Origin of the sequence: Vibrio sp. 10N.261.51.F12 (assembly GCF_041471725.1) — a bacterium.
Taxonomy (GTDB): Bacteria; Pseudomonadota; Gammaproteobacteria; order Enterobacterales; family Vibrionaceae; genus Vibrio.
In genome coordinates, this window is the sequence record NZ_JBFROV010000041.1 from 14,693 (window position 1) to 36,241 (window position 21,549).

At 43.2% G+C, this 21,549-nt stretch carries 19 protein-coding genes; 6 read left to right on the forward strand and 13 right to left on the reverse strand.

All coding sequences use genetic code 11. The annotated features are described in order from the left end of the window. The first annotated feature begins 39 nt into the window (after positions 1 to 39). A complete protein-coding gene (yccX, locus tag AB4405_RS21250) occupies positions 40 to 309 on the forward strand; it encodes an acylphosphatase (protein WP_372062733.1) in 270 nt (89 codons plus the stop codon). Positions 310 to 339: 30 nt separating this feature from the next. Here yccX and AB4405_RS21255 read toward each other — a convergent pair whose 3' ends face one another. From AB4405_RS21255 to AB4405_RS21280, 6 genes are all read right to left on the reverse strand, one after another. Continuing rightward, positions 340 to 669, reverse strand: a complete 330-nt coding sequence (locus AB4405_RS21255; RefSeq protein ID WP_102467805.1) for a TusE/DsrC/DsvC family sulfur relay protein — start codon at positions 667 to 669, stop codon at positions 340 to 342. A gap of 144 nt (positions 670 to 813) precedes the next feature. After that, on the reverse strand, positions 814 to 1,476 hold the full coding sequence (locus AB4405_RS21260; RefSeq protein ID WP_102467804.1) for a Bax inhibitor-1/YccA family protein: 663 nt from the start codon (positions 1,474 to 1,476) through the stop codon (positions 814 to 816). Positions 1,477 to 1,693: 217 nt separating this feature from the next. Beyond that, positions 1,694 to 2,443 (reverse strand): amino acid ABC transporter ATP-binding protein, encoded by a 750-nt coding sequence (locus AB4405_RS21265; RefSeq protein WP_102467803.1) that lies wholly within the window; start codon positions 2,441 to 2,443, stop codon positions 1,694 to 1,696. 22 nt (positions 2,444 to 2,465) lie between these two features. Further along, entirely contained in the window at positions 2,466 to 3,563 is a 1,098-nt protein-coding gene (locus AB4405_RS21270) for an amino acid ABC transporter permease (RefSeq protein ID WP_372062734.1), read from the reverse strand. Between the two features lies 1 nt (position 3,564). Further along, positions 3,565 to 4,767 carry an amino acid ABC transporter permease gene (locus AB4405_RS21275; protein ID WP_372062735.1) on the reverse strand — a complete coding sequence of 401 codons (1,203 nt, stop codon included), beginning with the start codon at positions 4,765 to 4,767 and terminating at the stop codon, positions 3,565 to 3,567. A gap of 85 nt (positions 4,768 to 4,852) precedes the next feature. Further along, a complete protein-coding gene (locus tag AB4405_RS21280) occupies positions 4,853 to 5,881 on the reverse strand; it encodes an amino acid ABC transporter substrate-binding protein (RefSeq protein WP_102467800.1) in 1,029 nt (342 codons plus the stop codon). Positions 5,882 to 6,355: 474 nt separating this feature from the next. Between AB4405_RS21280 and AB4405_RS21285 the strand changes: the two genes are divergently transcribed. Further along, positions 6,356 to 7,294, forward strand: coding sequence for an NAD(P)-dependent oxidoreductase (locus tag AB4405_RS21285; RefSeq protein ID WP_372062736.1), 939 nt, complete (start codon positions 6,356 to 6,358; stop codon positions 7,292 to 7,294). A 108-nt stretch (positions 7,295 to 7,402) separates the two neighbouring features. On the opposite strand, the gene AB4405_RS21290 is transcribed toward AB4405_RS21285, so the two are convergent. Together AB4405_RS21290 and AB4405_RS21295 are read right to left on the reverse strand one after the other, a co-directional pair. After that, the gene (locus AB4405_RS21290) at positions 7,403 to 7,885 is read right to left on the reverse strand and encodes a YajQ family cyclic di-GMP-binding protein (RefSeq protein WP_102467798.1); all 483 of its coding nucleotides are present in this window, start codon (positions 7,883 to 7,885) and stop codon (positions 7,403 to 7,405) included. Position 7,886: 1 nt separating this feature from the next. Continuing rightward, entirely contained in the window at positions 7,887 to 8,951 is a 1,065-nt protein-coding gene (locus AB4405_RS21295) for a 3-deoxy-7-phosphoheptulonate synthase (RefSeq protein WP_372062737.1), read from the reverse strand. Between the two features lie 257 nt (positions 8,952 to 9,208). Here AB4405_RS21295 and AB4405_RS21300 point away from each other — a divergent pair, with 257 nt between their 5' ends. Both AB4405_RS21300 and AB4405_RS21305 read left to right on the forward strand, forming a co-directional pair. Beyond that, positions 9,209 to 10,105, forward strand: coding sequence for a putative PEP-binding protein (locus AB4405_RS21300; RefSeq protein ID WP_372062738.1), 897 nt, complete (start codon positions 9,209 to 9,211; stop codon positions 10,103 to 10,105). A gap of 162 nt (positions 10,106 to 10,267) precedes the next feature. After that, positions 10,268 to 10,759, forward strand: coding sequence for a PaaI family thioesterase (locus AB4405_RS21305; protein WP_102467795.1), 492 nt, complete (start codon positions 10,268 to 10,270; stop codon positions 10,757 to 10,759). Positions 10,760 to 10,797: 38 nt separating this feature from the next. Here AB4405_RS21305 and AB4405_RS21310 read toward each other — a convergent pair whose 3' ends face one another. Beyond that, entirely contained in the window at positions 10,798 to 12,147 is a 1,350-nt protein-coding gene (locus AB4405_RS21310; protein WP_372062739.1) for a hypothetical protein, read from the reverse strand. A 111-nt stretch (positions 12,148 to 12,258) separates the two neighbouring features. On the opposite strand from AB4405_RS21310, the gene AB4405_RS21315 reads away from it, so the two are divergent. After that, positions 12,259 to 13,113: a S1 RNA-binding domain-containing protein gene (locus AB4405_RS21315; protein WP_102467793.1), complete on the forward strand. Its 855-nt coding sequence runs from the start codon at positions 12,259 to 12,261 to the stop codon at positions 13,111 to 13,113. 499 nt (positions 13,114 to 13,612) lie between these two features. Here AB4405_RS21315 and rsmF read toward each other — a convergent pair whose 3' ends face one another. The 4 genes from rsmF to AB4405_RS21335 all read right to left on the reverse strand — a co-directional run bounded on the left by rsmF (position 13,613) and on the right by AB4405_RS21335 (position 20,912). Next, entirely contained in the window at positions 13,613 to 15,046 is a 1,434-nt protein-coding gene (gene rsmF, locus AB4405_RS21320) for a 16S rRNA (cytosine(1407)-C(5))-methyltransferase RsmF (protein ID WP_372062740.1), read from the reverse strand. Between the two features lie 124 nt (positions 15,047 to 15,170). Then, on the reverse strand, positions 15,171 to 17,807 hold the full coding sequence (locus AB4405_RS21325; protein ID WP_372062741.1) for an MlaD family protein: 2,637 nt from the start codon (positions 17,805 to 17,807) through the stop codon (positions 15,171 to 15,173). Then, positions 17,800 to 19,071, reverse strand: a complete 1,272-nt coding sequence (locus AB4405_RS21330) for a PqiA/YebS family transporter subunit (RefSeq protein WP_372062742.1) — start codon at positions 19,069 to 19,071, stop codon at positions 17,800 to 17,802. The genes AB4405_RS21325 and AB4405_RS21330 overlap by 8 nt, the downstream gene beginning before the upstream one ends. A 44-nt stretch (positions 19,072 to 19,115) precedes the next feature. Then, entirely contained in the window at positions 19,116 to 20,912 is a 1,797-nt protein-coding gene (locus AB4405_RS21335) for an ABC transporter ATP-binding protein (protein ID WP_372062743.1), read from the reverse strand. A gap of 81 nt (positions 20,913 to 20,993) precedes the next feature. Here AB4405_RS21335 and AB4405_RS21340 point away from each other — a divergent pair, with 81 nt between their 5' ends. Next, positions 20,994 to 21,467 (forward strand): GAF domain-containing protein, encoded by a 474-nt coding sequence (locus tag AB4405_RS21340; RefSeq protein ID WP_102467788.1) that lies wholly within the window; start codon positions 20,994 to 20,996, stop codon positions 21,465 to 21,467. Positions 21,468 to 21,549 lie beyond the last annotated feature (82 nt).

Below are 21,549 nucleotides of genomic sequence, written 5' to 3' on the forward strand. Positions count from 1 at the left end.
GCCTACTATTTTAATAATTAATGCAAAGTGAGTAATAAGATGGATGTTTGTAAGAAGTTTATTATTCAAGGTCTTGTGCAAGGCGTAGGTTTTCGATACCACACTTGTCATGAAGGTTTACGATTAGAAACAAAAGGGTATGCAAAAAACTTACATGACGGTTCGGTGGAGGTCGTAGTGTGCGGTACACTACGAAATGTAGAACGTCTCCAAGCTTGGTTAACAACAGGCCCTCGAACAGCGCGGGTAGAGTCTGTTGTTGAAAAACCATGTGACCATCAATCGTACAGCGGATTCAAGATACTTTGATGCGTATATGCTTGAGAGTTTTCATTAAAGTTAAAGACATTTCGCTGGCTTAGGGAGCCCTGCCAGTTTAGTTGCTTGTTTTGCGGGGCCTTTTTTAAACAGCTTAAATAAATATTTGCTGTTACCTTTCTCGGGTCCGTGTGCTTTTTCCATTGCCTTCACCAGCATTCTTACTGCTGGAGATGTATTGAATTCTTTATAGAACTCTCGAACAAACATAACCACTTCAATATGCGCTTCGGTGAGTTCTATATTTTCATCCTCTGCAAGAATTGTCATCATACCTTCTTCCCACTCTTCAAAATTAAGTAGGTATCCTTCTGCATCAGTCTTTATGGTTTTGTTTTGATATTGGAACATAGTATCAATCTGTTGATTAGTGACGTTGGGATGGTAGCTCAAAGGGTGAGGTAAATTCAAGGATGTCATTGGGAGTGTAGAGGGATCAAATGCAAAAAAGCCCGAGGAAATCTCGGGCTTTCAAATCTAGACAACGTTGACGAATTAATCGTCGTTCATGATACCAAGGATACTTAGTAAGCTAATGAAGATGTTGTAGATAGATACGAACAATGTAATCGTTGCTGAGATGTAGTTAGTTTCTCCGCCACGAATAATGCCTTGAGTGGTCATCAGGATAGCCATTGTGGAGAACACAATGAACAAGCTGCTAAGCGCAAGGTGCATAATAGTCGATTGGATGAAGATACTTGCAATCATACCAACGATTAAAACAACAAATAGTGACAACATTAAGCCGCCAAGCATAGAAAGATCACGCTTGGTGGTGAGTGCATAAGCCGACGCTGCCATAAACGATAGCGCTGTGCCACCTAGAGCGGTTAGGATGACGTCACCCATGCCGGCACCTAAATAAGCATTTAAGATTGGACCAATCGTATAGCCCATAAAGCCAGTAAACAAGAATGTGAATACTAACCCCATAGAGTTGTCGCGGTTTTTCTCAGTTAAGAAAAGCAACCCGTAAAAACCAACTAGAGTGATGATGATGCCAGGGCGCGGTAGACCCATAGCCATAGATACACCAGCCACTACTGCAGACCACAGTAGAGTCATAGAGAGTAGGGCATACGTGTTGCGTAGTACTTTGTTCGTTTGTAGAACGCTCGCTTCAGACGAAGTGCGAGATACCATAGGACCGTTCATAATCTTCCTCGTAGATGATTGACTTACTTATATGACTAGTTATGGGGCCGATTGTTCAAAAAATCAAGCTTTCCTATTATAAGTCACTTTACAAAATCATAATAAAAATAGTTGCTTAAGTATGTAGTAAGATGTAACACAATGTGTCACATCTGCAAATTATTGAATCCACAAAAAAAGGTGACGTATTCGCCACCTTTTTTTAATGGTTATTAATTTAATGATGCAAAATCTGACTTAAGAAGTTTTGTGTTCTGTCTGATTGTGGATTCTCGAAGAAATCAATAGGGTTGTTTTCTTCGATGATTTCGCCAGCATCCATAAAGATAACTCGATCGGCGACTTCTTTTGCAAAGCCCATTTCATGTGTCACACAAAGCATGGTCATCCCTTCGTCAGCGAGTTCAACCATAACATCGAGTACTTCGCGAACCATCTCTGGGTCAAGCGCTGAGGTTGGTTCGTCGAAAAGCATGACCTGCGGGTTCATACAAAGTGAACGTGCGATGGCGACTCGTTGTTGTTGCCCGCCAGATAACTGACCCGGATATTTGGCGGCTTGGTCTGGAATCTTTACACGTTCAAGGTATTTCATCGCCACGGCTTCTGCTTCTTCTTTAGGCATTTTTTTTACCCAGATAGGTGCAAGCGTGCAATTTTCTAACACAGTGAGGTGAGGGAAGAGGTTGAAATGTTGGAAACACATGCCTACTTCTCTTCTCACGGCTTCGATGTTTTTTAAGTCCTCGGTAAGCTCAGTACCAGAAACGAAAATATTACCAGCTTGGTGTTCTTCTAAGCGATTGATACAGCGAATCATCGTAGACTTACCAGAGCCCGATGGGCCACAAATAACGATTTTTTCACCTTTTTTAACGCTTAGGTTAATATTTTTCAGTACGTGAAACTCACCGTACCATTTATTCATGTCCTTAAGCTGGATCATGTAGTCTTCTTGTTGCGTCATAATACGTCCTTGAATTTCCGTTTTATCGTTTGTGACCGGTATGCAGTTTATTCTCAAGCCATATCGAATATCTCGACATGCTGAAGCAAAATACCCAGAACACTAACGCGACAAATACATAACTTTCCGTAGAGAAACCTAACCACTCAGGGTCGGTATTCGCTGCCTGACCAATACCTAACACATCGAACATGCCGATGATGAGTACTAAGCTGGTGTCTTTGAAAAGACCGATAAAAGTGTTAACGATTGAAGGAATGGTAATCTTCAATGCTTGAGGTAACACAATGAGCCCCATTTTTTTCCAATAACTTAACCCAAGCGCATCGGCGGCCTCATATTGCCCCTTAGAGATAGCCTGTAAGCCACCACGGACCACTTCGGCCATGTACGCGGCACTAAATAGGACAACACCGACTAACGCACGAATTAGCTTATCTGTTTCTGTGCCTTCCGCCAAAAAGAGGGGAAGCATAACAGAGGCCATGAATAGCACAGTAATAAGTGGCACGCCACGCCAAACTTCAATGTATACCGTACAGATACTTCGAATGATTGGCATTTCGGATCGTCGGCCTAACGCAAGTGCAACACCAATGGGTAAAGACACAATGATACCAACAAGGGCAATGATTAACGTGACTAGCAAGCCACCCCATTTATGCGTATCAACGACTTCTAACCCAAATACACCGCCATAAAGCAGAGCACCTGCCACGAATGGATAGATATTAACAAAGACCAACCATATCCATAAGCGTTTAGGCGTACGTTCATAAGCAAGCAAAGCGACAAAAATAGCTAACGTTGCATAAAATAAGCGTGGTCGCCAAAGTTCGGCTTGTGGGTAAAAACCATACATGAACTGTTCCCAGCGCACGCTAATAAATACCCAACAGGCACCTTCTTTAGAGCATGCATCACGAGTTGTTCCTACCCAATCAGCATTAATAAATGCCCAGTTTACGACTTGCCATAAAAGCGAGATGCATAGGTAACCAACGATGAGTGACAAAATCGAATTCACTGGTCCGTCGAATAAATTTTTTCGTAACCATCCCACTAAACCCACTGTGTTGGCTGGTGGTGGAAGATCTGGTTGAAATTGATGCTGTGACATATTATCTCTCCACCAATGCTACTTTGCGGTTGTACACGTTCATCAATGCTGACGTTAGTAAGCTTAAAGTGAGATAAACACCCATAGTCATGGCAATAACTTCTATTGCTTGGCCAACTTGGTTCAAGGTTGTTCCGGCGAAAACAGACACCAAGTCTGGATAACCGATAGCCATCGCTAATGATGAGTTTTTAGTTAAGTTAAGATATTGGCTGGTTAGTGGTGGAATGATGATTCTCATTGCTTGTGGAATGACCACTAGTTTTAGAGTCCTTGTACGTGGTAAGCCAAGAGACATGGCCGCTTCGGTTTGACCGTGATTGACCGCGTTGATACCAGAACGAACAATTTCGGCAATGAAGGAGGCGGTGTAAATACTTAAAGCAATGGTAAGAGCCGCCAGCTCGGGGAGAATACTGATACCACCCTTAAAGTTAAACCCTTTCAATACAGGATATTGCGCTGAGATTGGCATACCCATTACAAAATAAGCAATCAGTGGTGCTCCAACCATAAGGCCGAGCGCGATGCGAAACATAGGGGTTTGTTGGCCAGTCAACTTTTGTTTATTTTTAGCCCATATATTGACACCAAGTGTCGCAATGATACCAATAACAAACACAGCAATAACGATACTACTGCCTGCTTCCATTACTGGGGCTGGGAAATAAAGTCCTCGGACGTTTAGGAAAATGGCTTCACCTAGGCTCATACTTTGTCTTGGCGAGGGAAGTGCTTGTAAAACAGCGAAATACCAAAAAAATATTTGTAGTAATAGTGGGATATTTCTGAAAATTTCAATATAGACAGCGGCAAATCGGCTAACTAGCCAGTTAGAAGAAAGTCGGGCGATGCCGATAACAAAACCAAGCACTGTCGCAACAATGATGCCGAGGACAGAAACAAGAGCAGTGTTCAAAAGCCCAACAAAAAAAGTTCTACCGTAAGAGAAGGTTTCATCGTACTCGATAAGTGATAAACCGATCCCAAATCCAGCTTCTTCAGAAAGAAAGTCAAAACCAGTAGCGATACCACGGGCTGCTAGGTTATCCAATGCATTCGTTACAATAGTGTAGAAAAACGCACCTAACGCTAGAACAGCGATGGCCTGAAAGACAACGGAGCGAAAGGTAGGGTTGTACAGGAGATTTGCGCTTTTCGCAGGTTTGACCTGCGCTGCGACTTGATCATTAGTAGGTTTCATACAGCTATAACCTCAAATCCTTTGAGAAAGGGCGGTTAGACCGCCCTTGTTTTGGAACTAAATTATTTGTTACTAAGTAAAACGGTTAGCGAAGTGGTGGAGCGTACATGAAGCCACCCGCATTCCACAAAGCATTAACACCACGGTCAATTTTTAGTGGTGAGCCTGTACCAACAGTACGTTCAAAACTCTCGCCATAGTTACCAACTTGTTTGATGACCTGATAGCCCCAATCGTCATTAATGCCTAGGCCTTTACCTTTTGGACCGTCGATGCCAAGAATACGCTTGATGTTTGGATCGTTTGATTTCATCATCTCGTCAGCGTTCTTTGATGTAATGCCATATTCTTCGGCATTAATCATTGCATTTAGCGTCCATTTCGCGATGTTAAACCATTGGTCGTCGCCTTGTCGCACAACAGGGCCTAGAGGCTCTTTAGAAATAATTTCTGGAAGTACTGCAGCAGCACTTGGATCTTTCAGGTTGAGACGTAGGGCATAGAGACCAGATTGGTCAGTCGTTAGTACATCACAACGTCCAGCATCGAAACCTTTAGACGTTTGCGCTGCAGTATCAAATACGACAGGCTTGTAAGACATACCGTTGATGCGGAAGTAATCGGCTAGGTTCAATTCAGTTGTCGTACCCGATTGAACACAAACAGAAGCACCATCAAGATCTTTTGCACTTGCTACACCAAGGTCTTTCATTACCATGAAACCTTGACCGTCGTAGTAGTTAACCCCAACAAAGTTCAAACCTAGTGCGGTATCACGGTGTAGAGTCCACGTTGTATTACGCGACAGTACATCTATCTCACCAGATTGAAGGGCAGTAAAACGCTCTTTTGCTGTGAGTGGTACGTATTTAACTTTGGACTTGTCACCAAGGACTGCGGCTGCAACTGCTTGGCAGTATTCTACATCAATACCTTCCCATTCACCTTTTGAGTTAGGGTTGGAGAAACCGGGAAGACCCGTACTCACACCACAAGTTAAAACACCTGCTTTAGTGACCTTCTCTAGTGTACTGTCAGCCGCGTTAGCTGACGTGCTTATCATAGCTGCCGAAGCGGCTACAAAAGATGCGATTAGAGTGAGTTTCGTTGCCATTGTGTATCCTTCCTGTAAATTCCGTATAAATCAGGTCCATCCTGAATACAATATGCAAATCATTGTATTTAGTGAATCATTATTTTGGTGCATCATAAGTTCTTAATAATCGAACTAATTTCTATCAGTTGTAACAACCGTTTAAAGCGTAGATAATGATTTATGATTTCTCAAATTATTAATTTAAAAGATGTTTTGAGTAGTCACATGGTTGTTAACAATGGTTAGAATGACTAAATGTAATAGTTTTGTAAATAGTGCAACTGTACACCATGTTGGTGCTATAGAAGTTGATGTGTTAAAAAAACGTTAATTTAAAATGTTTGATTGATATTTTATGTTTTTCATTGGTTTCGTGCTTGTCTTGGTCGAAATTTCAGTGGAAAATTGTTTTGTGATGAATGTCTCGGTGACAAAGCTGCACCATGTTGGTGAGATTGAATGAATAGTTATTTCGTTTTGAAAAGGAAATTTATGCGTTACTTTCCACTGTTTATGGATCTACTTGAGAAGCCTGTATTAGTTGTTGGTGGTGGCGAAGTCGCTTGCCGAAAAATTGACATGCTAATCAGAGCTGGAGCCTGTGTAACGGTTGTGTCCCCTAAGATTGAGCCATATTTGATGCAACTAGTAGAAAGTGGCAAGTGCCATTGGATTCAACGTTTCTACGAACGAGAGTTGATGACGGCCAATTATGTACAAGTTTGGGCAACAACCGATAATCCCACCCTGAATCATCAGGTGCATAAAGATGCAAAGAAAATAAATACTCTTGTTAATGTGGTTGATGATACACCGTATTGTGACTTCATCACGCCATCTATTATTAACCGAGGTCGCATCCAAATAGCTATTTCAAGTGGTGGTTCTTCTCCGGTTTTGATTCGAGGGGTACGGGAAAAAATTGAGGCAATTCTACCGATGAATACCGCTCAACTGGCCGATTTTGCGGCAAGTAAGCGAGTAGACATCAAGCAACGTTTCCAATCTGTAGACGAGAGACGTAAGTTTTGGGAGTTGTTTTTCCGAGAGCCTGAAGTGATGAATTGTGTAAACAATCAGGATATTGAGCGGGCGTATCAGCGTCTTATTGAGCACTCAAACCAATTCTCAGACTCATGTACGTGGGTCGAGTTTGGTACGGATCCTGAATATTTACCGCTTAAAGCGCTACGATTGATGCAGGAAGCAGAAATCGTGTTCCACGATGACGCTTGCCCATTTGGATTTATCGACTTGGTAAGGCGAGATGCAGAAAGGGTGGTGTTTAAAGACATTACCGAAGTATCAGAATCTATACGCCGTGCCAAAGCTAACAAGCAAAGGGTTGTCGTATTTATAGACCCAACTTCGTCAGCTTATCGTTTACTGAAGGAAGACGATGTGGTTATTCAACTGGGGAAAATGAAATAAAAAGGACTTAAGTCCTTTTTATTTCATTTGAGTGAAGCTTGTTGTTGGTATGATATACCATTATCGCGTAGCCCACACTGAGTGGGCTGGCCGCTAACTTGGCGCTAATTAATCGCGAAAGTTTTCGAACTGGAACGGTTGACCTAGCTCACCCGTCTTAACCAATTGCATAGCCGCTTGTAGATCGTCACGCTTCTTGCCCGTTACTCGTACTTTTTCGCCTTGAATAGACACCTGTACTTTTACTTTTTCGTCTTTAATCAGCTTAACAATCTTTTTGGCAATTGGGGTTTCAATGCCTTGCTTGAATTCGACATTCTGGTGCCATAACTTTCCAGTCTGCTCAGCAGTTTTAGATTCCATTGAACCCACATCTACACCGCGCTTAGTTAGGTTGCCACGCAAGATGTCACGCATTTGTTTAAGTTGAAAGTCACTCTCGCAAGATAGCTTTACCACTTCTCCAGTTAGAGAGAATGAGGCTTCCACGTTGCGGAAATCAAAGCGAGTCGTGATCTCTCTGTTCGCGTTATCGACAGCATTGCGGACTTCTACGAGTTCGATCTCAGAAATAATATCAAATGATGGCATGTTAGACTTCCTTACTATTACGTTGTTTTACGGCGTCAGCGAGTACATTGAGCATATCAACAGTATCGCTCCAACTTAGGCATGGGTCAGTGATTGACTTACCATATTCGAGGTTATTGATGTCTTCCATGCTCTGATTGCCTTCTTCTATAAAGCTTTCAGCCATGATCCCTGCGACCTTATGTGATCCCGTAATAATTTGGCGTGCGATTTCTTCAGCAACATCGAGCTGTTTGCGGTGCTGTTTTTCGCAGTTCGCATGACTAAAATCAACCACAAGTCTTTCAGGTAGGTCAAATGACGCAAGTTGCTCACAGGCATTGTTTATTGATGCTTCATCAAAGTTAGGGCCTGTATCACCACCACGCAAAATAATATGGCCATGTGGGTTTCCGCTAGTGCGGTAGACCGTCATACGACCATTTTTATCTGGTGAGTAGAAATAATGCGAAGCACGAGCCGCTCGGATAGCGTCCATAGCAATTTTGACGCTGCCGTTAGTGCCGTTCTTAAATCCTACTGGGCAAGAAAGTGCTGATGCCATTTCTCTATGGATTTGTGATTCAGTCGTACGAGCGCCAATCGCTCCCCAGGTGATGAGATCAGCAATATATTGACCAGTGATCATATCTAAGAATTCAGTGGCTGTTGCTAGCCCCAGCTTATTGATATCAAGCAAAAGTCCTCTTGCTTTATTTAAGCCAGTCTCAAGCGCATAAGAACCATCTAAATTCGGGTCGGTAATTAACCCTTTCCAGCCAACGACAGTACGAGGCTTTTCAAAATATGTGCGCATAACAATGAAAAGCTCATTGCTATACTGGTCTTGGATCGCACTTAGGCGTTTTGCGTAATCAAGCGCTGCGTCAGTATCATGGACTGAGCAAGGGCCAACAATGCATAGAAGGCGGTTGTCTTCGCCAGTAAGAATGCGTTCGATCTGGCGGCGAGACTCTGCGATTCTCGTGGCGACATCATCTGTAATAGGGTGTGACGTACTGAGTTCGAGCGGAGTCGGCATTGGGCCTAGTGCCTGGGTTCTTAATTCGTCTGTTTTTAATGGCATGGGGCAGCCTGCATTTTAATTTCGAAGCGGTAAAGATAACGGAAATGAGGAACCAAATAAACTATTAATGGCAATCTCCTTAAGGAACGAGGTATTACAGTGAAACTAGGCTTTATAATTGCTCAAAATTAGTTCAAATAGAAGGGCTGATAGCGTGCCAGTTAAATAGTTGGCGAATATTCGTGTTCTTGTCTTGTATTCCATAGAGTGAGTCGGTATTTTGCCAGTAGTTAGTATTAACAAAGCACGGAGCGGTCATGAGTTACGAAAACGAGCAAGTCAATAATAAGCCAACGGCATCACTGAGTTACGGCAATGTATTTCCCAGTCACTCTGATCAAGGTGACGCTGAACACTTATATGTCTCGATCGCGGAACTCATTATGGAGAAGATATTTTTTCATCCAAATTACGCGCAGTTAGAAGGTGAGCTAGATACGGTTGAACTTGATGCGATAAACGCATTGCTGGGTGGACGTGAAGTGGCGGATTTCATTGTCAGCACTTTAGTTGCTGAAATCAGCTCTGCGGTCAAACCTGAACACAATACGATTCGAGTTGAACTCAATGATGCCGATAGTTACAACATGAGTGCATTGCTCGGTGGAAAAGCTGAGTCTGGAGAAGTGAATCCAATCTTGGGTGTTCGAGGCGTGGCACGATTTGCCTCTGAAGCTTATAAAGCAAGCTTCGCTTTGGAATGTAATGTAATAAAAGCGCTGCGAGAGCAAGGGATCAATGTCGAGATAGTCGTTCCGTGTGTGCGAGCGTTAAGTGATGCGGCGACGATCATTGATAAGCTCGCCGAGCAAGGTCTACCTCGCGGCTTGAATGGGCTGAAAATTTTATTCGCCTGCGATACTCCGTCTGCCGTATTACTGTCTGAGCGATTACTTCAGTACTTCGATGGGTTGGTACTAAAAATTGATAATTTAACGCAACTTACGTTAGGTGTTGATCGTGAGCAGGATGAGCTTACTCATTTATATGATCCTCAAAACGAAGCGGTGTTAAAACTCGTTAGAGATGGCATCTTGACGGCGAAAGACGTAAAAAAACCCGCGCTGGTTGTTATTGGCTCACTTGAAGACTACCCAGTGCTTCGCAATCATCTTGAAGAACTCGGTCATGCTGAGGTTTATGTGACCGCGTAACGGGATGGCGACCAAAGTCAAGCCAACCAAGCATAACTAATAATAAGCCCGGCCAGCAGAGCCGGGCTTATTATTAGTATGTTGTGATTTAACATTCCTTTGACATCTACTGCGCTTTTTAGTTTACTGGTCTGATGAGTTTTCTTATTAAGGAAAAAGAAAATGTTGTCACCACTTCGCAAAGCAAATCTCTACCTGAGTACGTTTGGTTTTTTTAAGGTTCCGTTTATTTGGCTATGTCGTCCTAAAATTTTGCAATTGGATGAGCATCGCGTTGAGATAAAAATTCCGTTGAAGCGCAGAACCAAAAACCATTTGAACAGTATGTATTTTGGAGTACTTGCGGTAGGGGCCGATGTAGCGGGCGGATATATGGCCATGAACAAAGCTCAGCAACGGGGTCAGAAGGTCTCATTAGCCTTCAAAGAGGTCGAGGGTAAGTTTTTGAGACGACCGGAATCTGACGTTCATTTTGTTTGCGATGACGGATTGTTGATTGATGAAATGCTCGATGAAACATTAGCGACAGGAGAGAGGGTGAATCGTCCTGTTAAGATTACAGCCATTTGTCCATCCCTGCATGGGGATGAACCAATGGCCGAGTTTTCATTAGTGTTATCACTAAAGAAAGTGACAAAAAAGCCGCTGCATTAAGTCGTTTTATTATTTGTCGGTGAGAACCCATAAATACCCTAGAGAGGGATTTTTTCTATATCGACAATTTTGGACCGATTAAGAATAATCTTCCAACGATAATATAGTGGTTCACTGTCATAGTTATTCTCCTTAATGATTAAGTTAAGGAGATGACGTTTTTCCAATGACTCTTTAACCACTTGGCCATCCTGCAACCTAAAGAAGCGATTGTTGCTCTTATCCATGAGACGAGTAAGTGTTCGAAAGTTAATGTTAATGACCTCTCGAGTTTGGTCATAACCGCTGGTGAATTTGGATGTGGCCATGGTGGTGTGGGTACGATAATGGAGAATTTTTTCTTCTCTTTGTACGACACGCTTTTTTCGAATCTGTTTGATGCGATCAGGTAACCGGTCGAATGAAATGAAATCGAGCCATTCAATCTTTCTTCCCACTTCTTTTTTAGTGGTAGGGTCGATATAACGTCTTCGCCACTTAGGCTTTCCTCGTTTTATCCAACGCCACAAAATATCCCGTAAATCATCTTTAAACACCTCACGAAGTGCATAAATAACGGAAAGAACCAGAATGAAAGATGCGGTAATTTCGCCCAGATAATCTCGAGCAAGAATCACTGCGGTGGTGACAAACAACATCACAAGTCCGGTAGCGGAACCTTTGATAACACGCATAGTGTTATGCCCCATTGAGGTGAGCTTTTCTTGTAACACAATAGGGTGTTCAATCAAGCGTCGGAGCAATCGCATTTTATTGCTTAACCGGGTTGAATCACGGCGAACCTGTTCTGAATTGTAATCGTTGAGGTTACGGTGAGCCTGTTCTTTTTCAACAATGGTTATTAGGCGTTCTTTAAGCGGTGTATAAGACTTACTATTTGGTAAAGTGACCACCAAAGACAAAAATTTTTGTCCCGTGTACCAAGAAAGGTAATTGTCTATATTCGCGTAATACCGTTTGAGGCTTTCTTCATACGGAACTGCGCGTCGCATTTTCCTTAGAATATCAATGGCGAGCTCAATTAACTCATCGATTTCGTCGGCGGTGACTTCTTCTTTTGATGAGTCTATTAATAGTGAAACCGCGCTGTCCAGTGCGAAGACATATTGATAAGCAAAAAGACTCAAGCTGACACGATATTGTGTGTTTGATAAACGACCACGTTTTGCCAGTCTTGAGTGAATGAGAGGCAGCAGCGTCTCGGTACTAAAGTACGTACGTTTTTGTGTGATGGAATTATGGTAGAAGTCTGATTCAGACACTTGATGGGATTCTAAATCAAGCTCTCCTGGAATGAACAGAAAAATATCAAGATCCAATGTTTTCGTATTTGCCATAGCGTGAGCAATCTTTAACGTAATGGCATCTTGCTTGTCGACGGTGACCAAACAACTTCTCCCTTTAAATTGATACCGATAAGCATATCAGAACACGTGGAAACTAGCATCTTAAAGCGAGTTAGGTATAATCCTCGAATAATCCTAGTAGAGATAAACAGAATGATAAATGTAGGTCAAATTAACCAACTTGAAGTGACAAAAGAAGCCGATTTTGGATGGTTTCTGGACGGCAAAGATTATGGTTCAATTTTGCTAACAAAGAAATACGCTCCAGAAGGAGTAAGCATTGGCGACACGCTAGACGTTTTTCTCTACTTTGATTCAGATAACCAGATCGCTGCAACAACAGCTAAACCTATCGCCCAAGTCGGTGAATGGGGTGTCATGACGGTTGAAGGTGTCAACAGTGTTGGTGCTTTTGCGAGTTGGGGTATTAAAGAAAAAGACCTATTGATTCCTTTCAGTGAACAACGTGGCCGCTTAGTTGTCGGCCAAAGTATTCTTGTTTATGTGTATACCGATAAAGCGTCGGGGCGTATTGTGGGAACGACTAAGTTCAACAAATGGCTTGATAACGTGCCTGCTGTATATAGTACCAACCAGCAAGTTGACCTTATCATTGCTGAACGTAGCGAACTGGGTTACAAAGCGATTGTTAACGGTGAACACTGGGGAATGATTTTCCAATCAGATGTATTTGGTAAGTTGTTCGTAGGTAAACGACTCAAAGGCTTTATTAAACAAGTTCGCGAAGACGGAAAAATTGACCTTAGATTGCAAAAAATTGGCGTAGCCAAAATGGACGATTTAAGTGAAAGCATTATGAGCCTTCTTGAAAAGAAAGGTGGCTTTTTGCCTCTGAGCGATAAGTCGACCCCTGAGGCTATTTTTACGACCTTTAAAACCAGTAAAGGTACGTTTAAGAAAACGATTGGCGGTTTGTTTAAGCAAGGGAAAATCACCATTGATAAAGAAGGCATTCGCTTAGTCACTGACGAAGATGCTTCGGCTTAATTTGATTGCGATGGTGTTGAATGGGTTAAGTCAGTCAATAAAGACAACACCCTTCTAAACTAGAGTAGGCAGGGGCTGACTATTTCATTTGGTTGGCCCAGTGAAATGAGAAGTGCCTTACTCGATGCTCTGTTACAAACACGAAAAAAACACAAAGTCAGTAGAAATGGACAAAAAGAGGCCCAAAACTGATCCTGATTTGGGCCTAGGGGAATGGCTCATGGAGAGCCTACGCTAACTGTTTCAAATATACGTTTCAAACGAGCGATTGACTTTGTACAAGAGCTTTAGGTTACAAGGGTAAGGTTTCTACAAACGGCTGTACGTTTCAAACGAACGCAGCCTTACCAGAGCTAGGTTTGATGCGTATTTTGCCAAGTGCTTCAAACGGAAAATCAATTCACCACTCTGCGTTAATAACTCTTAAAGTGTAGTACAGAATAACAAAAAAGCGATTAGGATGGCCGTTTAAACCATCCTAAATCGCTATGTCGTTGGGTTAGAATAGATTTTTATCTCGTACTAATTCCCTAGGCAGTCCGTTCTTGATCCTGTTGCCGACCCATTTACCTAATCCGATGACGATACCGTGATAACTGACAAAGGTTTCGCCTGTACCGGACAGACCCTCAGGACGAATATCTCGCCCCATATACCATTCGCGTGCATCGGACTTATTAACAGCGATAGTTTGAGAACTGCTGTTCGCTAAGCACGTTGCGACTTGATGCTGCCATCGATAGCCTTTTTTATGCTGTTCCGCGACCTTAATCCCCATACGAGAAAATCGAAACTCAGTTAATAACGGTTCTAATGCGGTAGGGAACAGCCATATATCATTGTCACGTTTCCAAAGTTGGCTGCCTTGTGGGAAGTCGACGGAAAGTGTTTTATTAAGTGACACTGTGACATCTTCGGTATCTTTTGAGGATAACTTTTGAAACGGAAACTTGCCAAGGCGCTTTTTAACCACTGGTGGGGTTATTGATGCCACTTTTTTTACTTTGGCGATGAAAAAGCCTTCGCTGTCATAAATTTGCGGAAAAACATGTAAGAAGCCTTCATTCGTTAATGCAAGTTGTGCGTCTGCAAATAGATTTCCCAGCGATTCAAACTCGACCGCGTCACCGGCGCACTCTTTGAGGTGAAACATAACTTGTTGATTTTCTTCTTGGCTAAGGGCGCAGGTTGAATAAACCAAGGTACCACCGACTTTCAAGGCGTGAAAAGCGCTCTCAATGAGATCTTTTTGCGTCGCCGCGATTTCTAGAGTCGAATCTAGGCTCCAGTTTTTCATCGCATCAACATCTTTTCTGATGGTGCCTTCGCCCGAGCAAGGAGCATCTAATAAAATGGCGTCAAAGCGCTCGGGTAACCATCCGCCAAATACGCGGGCGTCATAGTTGCTCAGTGCGGCATTTTTGACACCGCAGCGTTCAATGTTGGCATGCAATACTTTGACACGACTCGATGCGTATTCGTTAGCGACGAGTATGCCATCATTATTCATGATTGCGGCAATTTGGGTTGTTTTTGACCCAGGTGCCGCGGCCATGTCTAAGACAGTTTCAAATGCCTGTGTTTCAGATTCCAGTGTCGAGTGGAAAAGTGCACTTGGCGGCAGCATTGAACTGGCTTCTTGGATATAAAACAACCCCGCCATATGCTCAGCGGTATTGCCTAATGGGACATGGGTTTCATCTGCATCAATCCAAAATCCTTGGCTGCACCATGGGATAGGTTGCAAGCTCCAACCATTGTCTTGAGCTCGTTGTTTAAATGCCTCGATCGACAATTTTAAGGTGTTGACACGAATGCTTTTTCGCAATGGCCTTTGACAGGCTGACACTAGGTCATCCATGGTTAGGTGAGGCGGTAGGTGAGATTCAATGTGTTTCAAAAAGGCGTCAGGAATATAGACGTTAGGATGCAAAATAAGGCCTGCTAGCTCAAAGTGTTTTGGAAATTATACCCTGAAGCGGCCGGAACAGAAAATGAAAGCCCGCATTTGCGGGCTTATAAATGAAACGAATGCAATAGATGACCAATAACTCGTGCTAGGGAGCAGGGATGGCAGTGCGCCATGCTTTCCATTTAGGATCGCCCGTTTGGTTTAAATAAAAGCTTTGTCCCTCGGTCGCTCTAGGTTGAAGCTCGGAGCCTTCAGGTGTTGAAAATGTGACACCGCCACGAACTAAACTATCTACGGTTCCTGCTTTAATACTCGCGCCTGAGAGTCCGATTTGTACATCAACACCGGATACATTCCAAAAAACGCTATTTGCACGAACAAGATAAGCATAATCGGGTAGCACTTGGAATGTAGAGATGACACGGTCAGCGAATGGCCCTAGCTCTACCATCGTGATTCGCCCGATCTCGATATCACGATACAGGATAGGGGTTCCTTCCTTCACTGAGCCACGATTCTCGCTTTGTAAGGTAAATTCAACACCATTTTCTACTTTAGGGAAATCAAAGAGTTTAAATTGCTTTTGTTTGGAACCCTCACCCGGCTCAACGGCAATATACTGTGAGACTAATGCATTGAGGTTTTTGACGCCGCTCAAACCAATCTCTGGTTTGACTAACCAAAAGTAAGCACCCGAGTTAGTCAGTTTATCAACATATTCAGGAAGAATACGCGCGACAACCTCGACTCGTTCGCGAGTGAAGTCGGGTACGGTGAGCATGACTTCACCTACTTTGATGCCCTGATATTTAATCGGCATTCCTTTGGCGATTTGTTGATCGGCAGTGGTGGTAACAAGCTGAACAGAAGAGCCGAATTTTCTCGCGTGATTGAAATCTTGGTAGAGTTTCCAATTTTTGCCCGTTTTGTTTTCAATACCCGGCATTGAGTCAAATGCTATGCCTCCGTCGATTAAGGTTTTTAGTGGTGCAGCTTTGACACTTACGCCAGCTAAAGAGGCCTCAACTTCGATTCCAGAGCGATTCCAAAACACGGTTTGCGGTGTGATAAGGTGCTTATATCTATTGTCTATCGACGTGTTGATGTATACGCCTCCATCAACAAGAGAGAAGTCGGTAACACTGCCCACTTGCATATTTCGATACAGGATAGGGCTGCCTTCTTGAATGGGAGGTAATTCATTAGCAAACAACCCGAGCTTCATTGATCCAGATTGATTGTGTTTGGCGAGCTCAGCTAACGACTTTGTTTGGAACAGCGGAAACTCGACACGGTCTGTTGCTTTGCCTTCACTTACAAAGCTGATGGAACCCGTCAATAACTGTTTCGCTGGCGGCACGGTAACATTAAGACCCGCTTTAGTCAGTTCTGCCGTTGCGCTGCCAGTGACGTAGAAACGGTTTTGAGTGCGAATGAGGTTTTTGTATTCGATATCTACCGCAATGTCCATTGCAACTTGGTCATCAACCAACTCAACGGATGTTAAAGAGCCAACCGGGATGCCCCGATACAACACGCTACTGCCGGGCTCGAGTCCAAATGAATTTTCTGACAAAAGACGAATTGAAATGGACTTAGCTTTGACTCGGTCAAACTCTTCTTGTTTTATGGCGTCAAACTGACGAGCTTTATCGCCAGTGCCGGGCACTAGTGTTAAAAAGTTGCCGGTGATTAGGTTGGATAAATTTTCCACCCCAGACAACGACACTTTCGCTTCTTCAAGCAAGAACAAGGTGCCTTGGTTTAACATGTCACTGAATGCTGGTTCAATAGAGGCGGACGCAACAATCGAATCTCGTTCTGCATTGAGTGCTAGATTATTAATCTGGCCTATCTCAAGTCCGCGATAAACGATCGGCGAGCCATTGGCTTTCAAATTGCTGTTGTCAGGCAGCGTGATGGATATTGGGATACCACGACCGGCTGTTTTTAAATCCTTATAGAGTTTAAATGGTGTACCTTTAACGACGGGTTCTCCGCCATCAGGAGAGTCAACGGCGATGGCACCTGACAGGATAGCACTGAGGCTTTCTAAACGGATATCAACGCCTTGAAACCCAACATTTGCACCAATACCACTGACATTCCAAAAACGACTCTTATTGGTAATGATGTGACTAAATTGTTGTTCAATCGATGCTTTAATCAGCACGCTTTCTGCATTGTCATCGAGCTTGAAGCTGTATACTTCGCCAATCGGGATTTTTTTGTAGACAATTTTGGAGCCAACGGATATGCCCCCTAAATCACGAGCGTTTAACGTCACGGTCAGGCCTTGATTGGCGGCAAGCTCAGCAGGTGCGCTATCTAAGGCTTGAAACTTGCTCTTAGAGCTACTCGTTTCTGTAGCAGGATAAATAGAAACATAATTACCTGATACTAGCGCATCTAAACCTGAGATCCCCGAGAGCGATGCTGAAGGCTTCACCAGCCAGAACTTGGTATCTTCTCCAAGTAGTTTTGTGGCTTCAGGGTAAATATCGGCATCAACATAGATGTTGCTTAGGTCACTGGATAAATTGATATCACGCACCATACCCACCTCTAGGCCTTGATATCGTATGGTCGTGCGACCCGCAATTAAGCCTTGGGCGTCTGAGAAATAAATTTGAACACGTTGACCTGAATCATGAACAGCTTTGGCGAGCAGCCAACCTGCCAACGCAAGCGTCAAGATAGGTAGAATCCAAAGCGGCGAAATTCGACGATCTTTCTTCACCTCAGGGTTAAACGACATAGGTTGCTTATTCTCGTTACTCATTACCGCTAATACTCGTCTTAGTGTCTAATGCAGGAGATGGTGTTGTTTGTTTGTCCCAAAGCAAGCGAGGGTCGAGACTCTCTGCTGCAAACATGGTGAAAATTACAACAATACCAAACGCCACCGCGCCAAAGCCCGGTGTAAAGTTAAGAATCTGACCTCGGTCAACCAAGGTCAGCATAATTGAGATGACGAAGAGATCTGTCATCGACCATTTACCAATCCACTTAATAATACGATACACCGTCATTTCGAAACGATGGTTTTTTGCTGCATCAAACTGAATGCAAAAAAGCAAATACCCCAAGCCTAGTATTTTAGCAACAGGTACGACAATACTGGCGACAAAAATGATGATCGCAATACCCAACATATCATTAGTAATTAATGAGGCCACACCGGAAAAGATAGTGTCTTCTAGACGCTGTCCATTGGTAATTAGGATTGAAATCGGGATTAAATTAGCGGGTAAAATCGCTATCGTTGCCGCGATCAAGTATGCCCATGTTTTTTGAAGTGAATAGGGCTTTCTGTGATGCAGTGTCGCCTTACAGCGCAAACACTGTTTTCCTTCGGGTTGGGATAGATGACAGCTATGGCAATGAATTTCTTTTTTCATGTTTTTATAAGAGGATTCGGGTTTCCACGCATCCCAATATCGTCGAACACTGAGCCTACAAACTAATAATACGCTGAGTCCTTGTAATAGAACCAAGCTGTAGAGCGCATGACCAATGTAAATGTCAGAATAATCTTGTAATTTGAAGCATGAAATGGCGACGCTGATTAGGAACACGTCGAGCATCATCCAATGCTTACTGTGTGACAATATGGAAAGTGACCACTTTAATGTAGTGAACCATCTATAACGAATAGCGAGATGGGTTGTCAGTACCGCGCTGCACATTGCAACAGGCGCAATGGTGTGGCAGAAGAGTGTGAGTAGCGCCAAGCCAGAGTAGCCTTCTTGACTGAGAGCCCAAACTCCATCCATCAAGGTTCCTTGGATCATCACACCGACAAGTCGGATAGTAATGAAATCAAAGAAATGTGAAGGAATAAAGAGCAGTAAACAGGTGATAGCAATGGCTAGGTTGCCGTTGATGGAGTGGTGTTCACTTCGGTAAAGTTGGGTTCCACAACGTGGGCAATCTGCACTGTAGCCTTTGTCTAAGTCAATAATAGCCACAGGAAGCTCACAACATTGGCATAACCTTATGTTTTTGCTTTCATTTTCTTCGACTATTTCAGGTGAAGTGCGCATCGTAAACTCCAATATCCGTGCACGATGCGTTCTTCTCGTCACGATTAACTAGCTGATTGTACCGAGCCATAAAGCGTTTGATATAGACCTTGTTGCTCTACTAATTCGATGTGAGTGCCTGTTTGACTCACTTGTCCATCTTCTAACACATAGATTAAATCCGCTTGTTTTACGGCAGATAATCGATGTGCCACGATCAACGTCGTTCTATTTTTCAAAAATGTACTTAAGGCAAAGTGTAATGAGGCCTCTGTTGCCGTATCCAGCGCCGATGTCGCTTCGTCTAAAATGACAAATTGTGGATCACTGAGTATCATTCGAGCGATCGCTAAACGCTGTCGCTGCCCGCCAGATAAGCGGATACCGTTGCGACCAATTTGGGTATTTAACCCATCAACAAGCTTATCGGTGACGTCTTGTAACTGAGCAACGTCTAATGCGTTCCATATTGCCGCGTCATTATAGTGACGACCAAGTGTCAGATTATGCCTCATGCTGTCATTGAATAGTATAGGTTGCTGTAAAACAACAGCAATTTTATCTCTAATTATGTCAAAGCCGATGTCTCTCGTGTCAGAACCATTATAATTAATGATACCTTGTTGTTGATTATAGACACCAATCAGTAACTGTATGAGCGTAGACTTCCCTCCGCCGCTGGCACCGACTAATGCGACTTTTTTTCCAGCAGGGATGTGCAAGGTTAGGTTACTTAGTACGTTTTTATCGTCATCGTAGCTAAAGCTCACGTTTTCGATGGACACATCGACCTGTTTACCATCGTTAAATGGATTGAGCTTACTTACCGTCCTTGGTTCTTCATCCAATGCGAGCAAAGAGTTGATGCGTGTTAATGCCGCTTTAGCGCTGTACCAAGAAAACTGGATACCTAACAATTCTTGAACAGGACCAAGCATAAACCACAAATAGCCGAATACGGCAAAGATCTGTCCGATAGTCAGGTCGCTAAACAAAACCATGACCATCGCGACGGCGCGAAATAGCTCAAACCCAATGAGAAATAAGAGAAAGGAGACTCGACTCGCAGCTTCAGATTGCCAGGCATATTTGTCGGCGTTGACTCTAATTTGATCGGCCTGTTGTTTCAGCTCTTGTAAAAACTCCCGCTCGCGGTTCGCAGCTCTTAGCTGATAAATCCCATCAAGAGTCTCTACCAAGCGATTCTGAAAGCCTTCGAATGCTTGGTTTTCACGTTTTTTAAGGTGTTTTACCATTCCACCGAGTTTTCGTGAAAAATAGATCACCACAGGATTGACTAACAAAATGAATAAACCTAGTCGCCAGTCAAGCCATAGCAAAACAATCGCGGTGCCAATGACCGTCAAAAAACTCACTAAAAACTTACTTAATGTTGAGCCAATAAATTGGTCAATTGTCTCGATATCAGTAATTAGATGCGCATTTATCCCGCCACTTCCTCGTGTCTCATATTGCCGAATGCTGATTCGCCCAAGTTTGTCTATCATCTGACAACGAATTTTGTAGGTAATCGTTTTAGAGACCAGCGTGAACTGCCGGCTTTGTAAAATGTTAAATGCCTGGCTAAAGGCTCGCATTAGAACGACGAGAATTAAGGTAAGCGTAATATAGCCGATAGGGGTTTCAAGGTTAGTAGGGAGGAGCCGATTCATGTAATCGAGTCCGACACCTGGTTGCTCAAGGAGAACTTCATCGACCATTAGTGGCATGAGTAATGGGATAGGAACACTGATTAACGTGGCGATGATTGCGATTAAATTCGCACCGATAAGTCGAGACTTATGAGTTTTTACTTGTGTTATCAACCAAGAGCGGCTAATAGTATCTTTCGTACTGATCATATTTATGAGAATGAGTCCTATTTAGGTTGGGGCATTGTACGTTTATTAAAATAAAAGCAAAGTATTATTAATGGAAAAATCATGAATTTAGAAAACTACGAGCGCCTAGGTAGGCAAGCGATTGGACTGATAGAGTCTGAAACCGATTTTATTGCTAACCTTTCTAATATTAGTGCACTTCTGAACATGGAGTTAGACGATCTCAACTGGGTTGGCTTCTATCTCATGAATCAAGGTGAACTTGTGTTGGGACCGTTTCAAGGAAAACCCGCTTGTGTGCGCATCCCAGTAGGTCGTGGCGTTTGCGGAACGGCGATTGCGACGAATACTGTGCAGCGCATTTCTGACGTTCATGAATTTGAAGGGCATATCGCTTGTGATGCAGCGAGCAACTCTGAGATTGTTATTCCGTTTAGCGTGGATGGCGAAGTAGTAGGAGTATTGGATATTGATAGCCCAACTATTAATCGATTTTCGGAAATTGACGAGATTGGACTAACAAAGTTCATGAGATCTATAGAAAAGGTGCTCAATTCCCATACAAACGTGGTTTAAAATCACATTTGCCAGTGGTTTTTCTAAAGCAGGTCTCTATAATACCAAGAATATTTTTCTTAATGCTTCGCGGAAAACCGCA

What these genes read in the sequence shown, in the direction of transcription:
- AB4405_RS21285 (WP_372062736.1), top strand. Translation starts at nt 6,356, where the DNA reads ATGCGTTACTTTCCACTGTTTATGGATCTACTTGAGAAGCCTGTATTA.
- AB4405_RS21305 (WP_102467795.1), top strand. Translation starts at nt 10,268, where the DNA reads ATGTTGTCACCACTTCGCAAAGCAAATCTCTACCTGAGTACGTTTGGT.
- AB4405_RS21290 (WP_102467798.1), bottom strand. Translation starts at nt 7,885, where the DNA reads ATGCCATCATTTGATATTATTTCTGAGATCGAACTCGTAGAAGTCCGC.
- AB4405_RS21325 (WP_372062741.1), bottom strand. Translation starts at nt 17,807, where the DNA reads ATGAGTAACGAGAATAAGCAACCTATGTCGTTTAACCCTGAGGTGAAG.
- AB4405_RS21275 (WP_372062735.1), bottom strand. Translation starts at nt 4,767, where the DNA reads ATGAAACCTACTAATGATCAAGTCGCAGCGCAGGTCAAACCTGCGAAA.
- AB4405_RS21265 (WP_102467803.1), bottom strand. Translation starts at nt 2,443, where the DNA reads ATGACGCAACAAGAAGACTACATGATCCAGCTTAAGGACATGAATAAA.
- AB4405_RS21255 (WP_102467805.1), bottom strand. Translation starts at nt 669, where the DNA reads ATGTTCCAATATCAAAACAAAACCATAAAGACTGATGCAGAAGGATAC.
- AB4405_RS21335 (WP_372062743.1), bottom strand. Translation starts at nt 20,912, where the DNA reads ATGATCAGTACGAAAGATACTATTAGCCGCTCTTGGTTGATAACACAA.
- AB4405_RS21340 (WP_102467788.1), top strand. Translation starts at nt 20,994, where the DNA reads ATGAATTTAGAAAACTACGAGCGCCTAGGTAGGCAAGCGATTGGACTG.
- yccX (WP_372062733.1), top strand. Translation starts at nt 40, where the DNA reads ATGGATGTTTGTAAGAAGTTTATTATTCAAGGTCTTGTGCAAGGCGTA.
- AB4405_RS21300 (WP_372062738.1), top strand. Translation starts at nt 9,209, where the DNA reads ATGAGTTACGAAAACGAGCAAGTCAATAATAAGCCAACGGCATCACTG.
- AB4405_RS21295 (WP_372062737.1), bottom strand. Translation starts at nt 8,951, where the DNA reads ATGCCATTAAAAACAGACGAATTAAGAACCCAGGCACTAGGCCCAATG.
- AB4405_RS21270 (WP_372062734.1), bottom strand. Translation starts at nt 3,563, where the DNA reads ATGTCACAGCATCAATTTCAACCAGATCTTCCACCACCAGCCAACACA.
- AB4405_RS21260 (WP_102467804.1), bottom strand. Translation starts at nt 1,476, where the DNA reads ATGAACGGTCCTATGGTATCTCGCACTTCGTCTGAAGCGAGCGTTCTA.
- AB4405_RS21280 (WP_102467800.1), bottom strand. Translation starts at nt 5,881, where the DNA reads ATGGCAACGAAACTCACTCTAATCGCATCTTTTGTAGCCGCTTCGGCA.
- AB4405_RS21330 (WP_372062742.1), bottom strand. Translation starts at nt 19,071, where the DNA reads ATGCGCACTTCACCTGAAATAGTCGAAGAAAATGAAAGCAAAAACATA.
- AB4405_RS21315 (WP_102467793.1), top strand. Translation starts at nt 12,259, where the DNA reads ATGATAAATGTAGGTCAAATTAACCAACTTGAAGTGACAAAAGAAGCC.